We start from the raw sequence: 1,319 nt of genomic DNA, 5'->3' as shown, positions 1-1,319 counted from the left end.
AGTGATGGTAGCTTTAGTTATCAACATGACGGCAGTGAAAACCACGGCGACAGCTTCACCTTCCAAGTTCGTGATAGCGCAGGTGCGTTATCGGCGGTACAGACAGTAACACTTACGGTAACGCCGGTTGCTGATGCACCGGTTGCCATGGATGACAGTGCCACCACTGCAGAAGACACGCCAGTGAACTTTAGCTTGGTAGCGAATGACAGTGATGCAGAAAATGACCTAGTGGTCGCTTCAGCGGCCATCGTATTACCCGCGAGTAAAGGCACGGTAAGTATCACCAACGGCATTGCCACGTATACACCGAATAGCAATGTAACGGGGACAGACACTTTTACTTATACGGTAAAAGATGCGGCATTGAATACCTCAACAGCGGCGACAGTGACAGTCACCATTACCCCAGTGAACGACCTACCTGAGGTACAAGCTATCAGCTTAAGTGTGGATGAAGACACCGCATCAGCAGTGACCAATGTGCGTTCACTGGCCAGTGATGTGGAAGACACCATCCCAACGGGCACGATTAACTTAGTCAGAGCGCCAAGCTCAGGGCAAGTGGTGTTTGACCAAGCCGCGGGCACCTTTGTGTATACCCCAGATGCGAACGTTACAGGGCAAGACAGTTTCACCTACACCATTACCGACAGCGAAGGCGGTGTATCACTGCCAGGAACCGTTACGGTAAATATAGGTGCGGTGAATGACCGTCCAGTTGTTGCTAATGATGCAGTGACGACTGATGAAGATACCGCAACAACGTTAGCTATTTTAGCAAACGACTCAGACGTAGAAGACAGTGGCTTTAATGCTGCCAACGTAAGCCTTGAAAACCAAGGCACGGGGGCGGGCATGTACGACTTTGCGACAGTCAGCGTTAACCTAGATGGTAGTTTAGCTATCGTGCCAAGCCAAGATGTGAATGGGGTATTTAGTTTCACCTACACATTAACAGACAGCGAAGGCTTAAGCTCAACCCCAGCGACCGTCACACTGACCATTAATGCCGTGAATGATGCACCAGTGGCGCTAGATAACACCGCCCAACTGCAAGAAGAAGGTTCATTTGAAGTCAACGTATTGGGTAACGACAGTGATGTTGATATCGGCGACAGCTTAGATGTGAGCAGTGTGACGGTTGTCAGTGCACCAAGCAATGGGCAAACTCAAGTAACAGCAACGGGGGCAATCATTTACACCGCCAATGCAGATTACTATGGTGACGACAGCTTTACTTACACAGTTAAAGACAGCAATGGCGCGATATCTAACCTTGCTACTGTCACCATGACCGTGAACCCAGTCAATGATGC

At 49.7% G+C, this 1,319-nt stretch carries 1 protein-coding gene; it reads left to right on the top strand.

Features of this window, described 5'->3' with window-relative positions:
- The coding region (locus H5163_RS20990; RefSeq protein ID WP_182735894.1) for a tandem-95 repeat protein at positions 1-1,319 on the top strand (1,319 nt) is incomplete at both ends.

It is taken from the genome of Pseudoalteromonas sp. SG44-8 (assembly GCF_014164125.1).
Lineage (GTDB): Bacteria > Pseudomonadota > Gammaproteobacteria > Enterobacterales > Alteromonadaceae > Pseudoalteromonas > Pseudoalteromonas rhizosphaerae.
Note: the sequence above shows the minus strand (reverse complement) of the source record. Positions and strands in the feature narration are given on the sequence as shown.